This is a genomic window from Flavitalea antarctica (assembly GCF_054461535.1).
Window position 1 is genome coordinate 195468 of sequence record NZ_JBTLQG010000008.1, and the last position, 7268, is coordinate 202735.

General features: G+C 45.4%; 5 protein-coding genes. 3 read left to right on the forward strand and 2 right to left on the reverse strand.

Annotation, left to right across the window (positions count from 1 at the left end; translation table 11 throughout):
• Positions 1-2 precede the first annotated feature (2 nt).
• Complete coding sequence (locus tag ACX0G7_RS10740) at positions 3-1037, reverse strand: Gfo/Idh/MocA family protein (protein ID WP_458923465.1); 1035 nt, start codon at positions 1035-1037, stop codon at positions 3-5.
• 50 nt (positions 1038-1087) lie between these two features.
• On the reverse strand, positions 1088-3466 hold the full coding sequence (locus tag ACX0G7_RS10745; protein ID WP_458923466.1) for a TonB-dependent siderophore receptor: 2379 nt from the start codon (positions 3464-3466) through the stop codon (positions 1088-1090).
• Between the two features lie 348 nt (positions 3467-3814).
• Between ACX0G7_RS10745 and ACX0G7_RS10750 the strand changes: the two genes are divergently transcribed.
• From ACX0G7_RS10750 to ACX0G7_RS10760, 3 genes are all read left to right on the forward strand, one after another.
• The gene (locus ACX0G7_RS10750) at positions 3815-4846 is read left to right on the forward strand and encodes an acyloxyacyl hydrolase (RefSeq protein ID WP_458923467.1); all 1032 of its coding nucleotides are present in this window, start codon (positions 3815-3817) and stop codon (positions 4844-4846) included.
• Between the two features lie 283 nt (positions 4847-5129).
• Positions 5130-5600, forward strand: a complete 471-nt coding sequence (locus ACX0G7_RS10755) for a hypothetical protein (protein ID WP_458923468.1) — start codon at positions 5130-5132, stop codon at positions 5598-5600.
• A 68-nt stretch (positions 5601-5668) separates the two neighbouring features.
• Positions 5669-7268: hypothetical protein (locus ACX0G7_RS10760; protein ID WP_458923469.1), on the forward strand; the 1600-nt coding region annotated here is incomplete at its 3' end.

A 7268-nucleotide genomic window follows, 5' to 3' on the forward strand; every position in this document is an offset into this window, starting at 1 on the left:
CCTCAAAGCCTGACGGCAGACTTATATCCTTCGAACCTGATCTCAGTTTTCTTATTTGTCTTTGCGGATTCATATACGGCCGCGATGATTTCCATATCCCTTAATCCCATTTCAGCGGGTACACGTGTTGACTTATCTTCTTTAATGCAACGTGCAAAATCATCCATCTGCAATGCCTGCTGATTCACCGATATAAAATCCATATTCCCATCTGAAGTTTTTCCTGCTATGCCTTCATACTCATAGGCAGGTTCAAGTTGAAACCAGCCAGTTTCGGCCCGGACATTCATCAGGTTCTGCTCTTTGGTATAACTGCACTCGCAATCTGCAGTAACATTATCATCAAAATGCAGCGTAAATTTTATTCCCTCTTCTACTTCATTGAAACGCTCCTTGTTAGTCTTAGGCGAAAAGGTAGCATTTACTGCAACCGGCAATTTTCCGGTCAGATACAAAGCCGCCTGTATACAATACACCCCATAATTCATCAATGGACCACCACCGGCGAGTTCCTTATCCACACGCCAGGTTTTCTTGTCACCCAGGTCCTTACTATCAAGGAGAGTCATCCGCTGAACCTTACCAAAAACCTTCTCCTGACCCAGTCGCATCATCTCCTTGTTGAACAGGTCAAAGTGCAGGCGGTAGCCCATCGAAAACCTGATGCCGGTTTCATTGATCACATCCATCATCTCCCGGCACTCGGCCGGGTTCATGGCCATTGGTTTCTCACAGATCACGTGTTTGCCGGCCCTGGCGGCGCGTATAGTGAATTCAGCGTGCATCGAGTTTGGAAGCACTATATATACAATATCTATATCAGTATTGTCAGCGATACTATCGAAGTTTTCATAGTTGTAAAGATTCTCATCAGGAATTTCGTACTCCGTTTTATATTGCCCGAGTTTGTCCGGACTACCGCTCACAAGTGCAGCCAGGTAACAATCATTTGTTTCTTTTAACGCGGGCATTAGCTGTGTGGTTGCGTATTCACCCAGCCCAACCATCGCTATTCCTAATTTATTATCTTTTGCCATGTTTCTATTTGTTGATCAATACCGAATACTGATAAAAATAGTGCCACGTGTTAAAACTTATAAGCAATTGATAAACGCATTGATCTTGGAGATTCTGTCTGGTAATTGTATGCATTAAGGTATGGATACCATGAACCGCTATAAAGAAATTCATCCAGTACATTGAAGACGTTTGCGTTCACACGGATCTTTTCACTCTCCCAGAACAATCCTGCATCAAGCTTGAAATAATCTCCCAATTCTTTGTTCGGATCAGGAGCCTTTTCCCAGTATGTCGCACGATCACCCAGGTATGTTCCACCCGCAGAAAAACCAAGTCCTTTCAACGCACCTTCCTGGATCTTGTAACTGAGCCATGCATTTGCAGTATGTTTCGCATAGCCCGGAACGATGTCCCCTTCCTTCACTGCCGTAACACCCTCTGCCACTTCGATCACCTTTGCTTCCGTATAGGCGTAGTTTGCAGTTAAATTGAGTCCTCTGACAATAGTTCCACGAAGATCAAATTCAATTCCCTGTGCTCTTTTTTGTCCGAGCTCGATACTAAGATTAGCATTTGGAGGACTATTCGGATCAGGAGTGAGCTCATTATTTTTAAGAATGCGATAGGCAGCTACGCTGGTGAACCATCTGCCATCAAACCATTCTTTCTTAACACCCACCTCCATGTTGTTGCCGGTAATAGGTTGAACTTTACCGCCACCGGCAAGTATACCGCTTTGCGGAACAAAAGCCTGGTCGTACAGCGCATATAATGAAGTCGATTTATTAACCGAAACACTCAGGCCAACCCTTGGTGTGATACGTTTTGCTTTATCCGGTGATCCACCCCAGGCTGATTGTTTCAGATCAGTATATCGGCCGGCCAGTGTGAGTCTTATCATATTGTTTAAGAAACCCAGTTCATCCTGTACATAAACACTTGTATATGATTGGTCCTGCAGTCCGCCTGCTTTCTGGGCCCGTTCTTCCAGTGATGTTGTACGGTCGAACACGGGATATCCGTTAACGGGAACACCATAATAGGGATTCTTTGTATCGAATTCGGCGCCGACAGTATCGAGATCGTGCGACTGGCCCCAGTCGGCCATGTATTCTTTGTTGGCCATATCAACACCGGCAAGTATGCGGTGACGTACGGGCCCCGTAGTGATGTCTCCATTTACAAAAGCCTGTGCCATCGTCATCTTGCTTTTTGCGTCCCAGATACCCACATTGCGTATGATGGTCCCATCTGGGTTCACTGTTGAGGGCCATGATGAAGATCCAACCTGGTCGGAGATAAAATGGGAACCCTGCCCGGTGATCTTCCAGCCCGGGGCGATGTCATGCTGGATACTTGCATAAAAACTGTGGTCGTTGATCTTTGTTCCCGGTAGCCCACCAGGCAGATTGGTGAAATCAACCGGAAGTGATTTGAATCCATCAGGGGAGAACACATAAAACGAACCCACGTCGCTCATATTTGCGCGCTGATAATTATATTCAAAAGTCAGTTTGGTTTTCGGATCAAGTTGGTATGAAACTACCGGCGCAATTACATAGCGATCATTGTATTCATTTATACGATGTGACTTTTTATTCTGCGCCGCCAGGTTCAGGCGATACAACAAACGACCGTCTTTACTGAGTTTGCCATCAAGGTCAAGCGTTGTTCTGTATAACCCATAACTACCGGCAGTGAACGACACTTCACCCTTTGCCTGGCCCGTCGGCTTTTTTGTTACCACATTATAAAGTCCGCTTGGATCTCCGTTTGATAACATAAACCCGGCGGGGCCTTTTACAAATTCTATCCTGTCCACAAAACTCATGTCTTCTGTCAACGGCCCCCAATAAGAACTGACTACATTAAATCCGTTACGAAAAGCCTGGATCTGCGAACCACGGGCAGTGATATTCGTATACATATCGCCCCAGTGCTCCAGCCTTGTAAGGCCGCTCACGTTGCGGATAAGACCATCACTCATACTGATCACCTGCTGGTCCTTTAATACATCTTTTGTGACAACCTGGATATTCTGCGGCACCTCCAGTAAGGGTGTCTGGAGCCGGAGACTGCTTGAAGGCGCCTTTTCACTATAGCGTCCCGAATACGATGTAACCACGACTTGTTCCAATTCTTTTCCGCTTTCGGTAAGCACAAAATCAATGGTTTGAACCTGGTCTGCTGTTACTGTAACCGGTTGTTCCTGCGTTCTCAACCCTGTGAACGAAGCCAGCAAAGTATAAGTGCCGGGCTGGATATTTTTAATGAGGTAATTCCCTTTTTTATCTACGACGGTGCCCTTACGCAGATCTTTAATTGTAATATTCACGGCTTCACCAGGAAGTCCGTCCTGTGTTTTCACGGTTCCCCTGATCGAGCCGGTCTGGGCCGTAGCCGTAATAGCAACCAGCCAAAATAACGGGGTTAAAATCTGTTTCATATCAGTTGTTTTCATCATTGTTCTTTGTGATTTCTGAATCGCGAAAGTATTATCAGACAATGCTCTGCGGTCTAGCTGTCGGGAAATTGATTATCGAAAGAGGGAAAATTATAAATCTTTGATTTCCAGGCATTGAAGACTCCGACTCTTGCGAGGCTGTCTAACAATGATTTTAGCTTCCTTGATAAACTAAAATGCTGAACTTTAATCAGTGATAATTTCTGTGGACAACTGAACTTACCAGCTATGTGCTGTCGAACACTACATGCTTTATTCCTGGCTCTCCTTTTCATACTCAATATCAGGAACGCATATTGTCAGCCGGATTCGATATCAAAACTAAAACCGATGTTCAGTATCGGTGCCGGATTACAACATGGATTTATTTTCGCGCACTCGCCCGGCGTTCAGAATACAAAAGGGGCCAGGCCAACAGGCGCCGAGTTGATTTTTTCATGGCAAAGAAATGATCCCGCGATCTGGAACCTTTGCAATTGCTATCCGCGGCAGGGGTTTGTGATCAACTATTACAATTATGACACGGAGATTCTTGGCTCAGCACTGTCATCCGCGTTTTTTCTCGAGCCATCCTTCAGGATCAGCAAAAAGTTCCAGTTGTCATTTGAGGCGTCGGCCGGTTTATCTTATCTCACAAATCCTTTTGACTCTGTACACAATCCCGGTAACCAATCTTACAGCACGAAGCTGAGCGGGTATCTATTGGTTGGCGGAGGGGTGTGGTATAAGATGGCTGATCATTTCTGGCTGAATGGTTCTGTCAACTATCAACATATTTCAAACGGCGGATTCCGGCAACCGAATAAAGGCATCAACTGGCCCACCGTCGGACTTGCCATCAGTTATCAAAAAGAAGAACGGAGCTTTTATTCTGGCAAAAAACAAAGGGAAAAATACTGGAAAAATGATGGACCCCGATGGGATCTTGGCGTGTTTGGCATTGCCAAAAGGATCAGGGATCAGTCTGGCAACAGCAAGCGACTTCCATTGATTGGGATATCTGCACAGGGTTCAAAGCAAATAGGCGGCATTCATGCATTGACAGCAGGGCTTGAAGTTTTTTATGATGATGCTTTGAAGATGAAAATTGAAAACGATTCTATACCAACCAATGAAAGTGCTGTGCGATCGGGGATATTGATTGGTCATGAATTTCTGTTAGGTAAATTTATTTTTAGTCAGCGACTCGGGGTTTATATATTTAATCCGACCGATTACTTCACTACCATTTATCATCGCTGGGGTATTCAATATCGTTTTAATAAAAATTGGGGGGCCGGCTTCCATCTGCAGGCGCATAAACATGTTGCAGACTTCATTGATCTTCGGATCGTTTATTCATTGCAGAAAAAGGAACATTGAAGAGCGGATCGTTTACTCATTGCAGGAAAAGGAACATTGAAGAATACTCAGGCCAGGTAGCCTCAAGATTTAGCCCCAAATATTTCAAAGCTGAGTTTATGGAAAGATGAGGTTATGCAACTAGTCAGTTGACAGTATGTCTATACCACTTTCAGGTATCGATGAAACAATTTTATTGCGTTACATTTGAATCACCTCCGCATCCCTACCCCTCACAATCAGACCCTGCAGAAAACGATCCCCTCTTTCCAATATTTGATACTGAAAATATAAAGCCATTTATATGTCCCAGAACCGTAATCATCCAGCCCAAAACATCGTTCGATCTCAATTGATCCCTCTGTTCAAAACGATCGTTCGATTTCAAATGATCCTTCCCTTCCCATTGATCGTCCGATCCAAAGTGGTCCTTCCATTGTTGTTGGCCGTTATGTTATCATCATGCGCAGTCAGCGACACGGTGGTATCCCGGCATTTTTCCGATCAGCCGGCAAAAGCTAAACAGCTATCCCATGTTGGCAAAACACATTGGTCATATTTCTGGGGATTATTGAAACAGGACGAATGGCGCGCCGAATGCCAGTCCGGAAGCCACATGAGCAGGGTGAGAGTGAAAACCAATCCCGGCTTTATCATTGTATCTTTTCTTTCTCTTGGAATAGCAGTACCGCAAAAGCTTGAATGGGATTGCAGCCCCCCTGCAAGAGATGAGGGCGAGATTGGAACTGACTCCATCCCTGCCCGTCAGAAATAATACGGATCAACCGCGCATGTAACTCATGTGCGTAACGGACCTCTTCCTCATACCAAATCCTCATCATCATGCCGACATTACCAACCGGGGTTGAACAGTTTCATCCCGAAGAGCCCTGGAGCAACGCACACCAGAATTTTACCCATAAGTTTAAGAAAGGCGCTTCCTATGCGCTTCGTGTGTTTTCCTCCCAATCGACCTTGGCTGATTATAATGCAACCACAGCAAACATTGGTTTCCTCATTAAGCAGGCTATCGCGAAAGGCACAACGCTGCGTGCAATGGGTAATAACTGGTCGTTTTCCACAGTGGCAATGTGTAACGGCGGATTAATAAGTACAAAGGCGCTTAACCTGAAGTTCCGACTAGCCAACAGTTCTTTTGTACCTCAGTTTTTTGCTTCGGGCAAAACAAAACAAGATGTAATTTTTGTTCAGTGTGGCATGACCATACTTGAACTCGCAGAACATCTCGAAACGATGTCAACACCCCGCCGTTGCCTGGTGGCTTGTGGCGGAAGCAATGGACAATCAGTTGCGGGTGCTACCTCAACAGGCACCCATGGTGGGGCCCTGCACACCGGGGCTGTACATGATGCCATCCTTGGCCTTCACATTGTAACCGGTCCCGGCACACATTACTGGCTGGAGCGATCGTCAAACCCTGTAGTGTCAGATGAGTTTATCAATAGGCTCGGCGCTGTCAGAAAAACGGATGATGAACTTTTCAACGCGGCAGTAGTGAGCTTTGGAAGTTTTGGGGTGATACACGGCATACTACTTGAAACCGCGCCGCTGTTTTTATTGGAGGAACACAGGTTTGACAATGTTGTGGTGAATGAAGAACTGATCACCGCGATACAAACACAAAATATCGCTTCGCTGAAAGCACTCATACCAAAGTGGCCGGAGGAAACCCCACAACGTAAGTTATATCACCTGGAACTGGCCATAAACCCGCACGAGTTCGAGCGGAACAACGCAGCTAAAGGAATATATATCCGTACTTTTTATAAGATCCCATGTCCCGATACTTATAAGCCGGTACATGACCCGGTAACTGGTGGTTTGACCTATGCCGACGATACCATGGGAATTGTTTCGCAGATACTGGATAAAGTTGGATCAAATGTGAGTGCGCTGGTGATCAAACCACTTGTAAATGCGCTTTTCAAATCTGCTTTGCGTGCGGCACAGCCCGCACCTAAAACCATGGGTGAAACGTTCAGGCACACACGATTTCGCGGGCAGATCGCCAGTGCGGCTTTTGCGGTTGATTGTGCAAATGTGTTTACGGTAGTTGATATCATTTGTGCCCTTAACGCAAAGACACCGCTGGCTGGCGGTCTCGCCTTTCGTTTTGTAAAAGGAACAAAGGCAACGCTTGGTTTTACAAAATTTGAAAAGACATGTGTGATAGAAATGGATGGTCTTGATGCAAAGATAACCAGGGCTTTTTTTGAAAAGGTCTGGCTCACGCTGGAGGAAAAAAACATTCCCTACACATTACATTGGGGAAAGATGAATTTCATACTCGACAGCAAACGGGTAAAAAATATGTATGGAGATGAGAAAGTGAAAAAATGGATAAAAGCCAGGCATGAGCTACTCGACGAGCCCTCCCGGAAAGTATTTACCAATGATTTTATGATTCAGTGCGGACTTGATT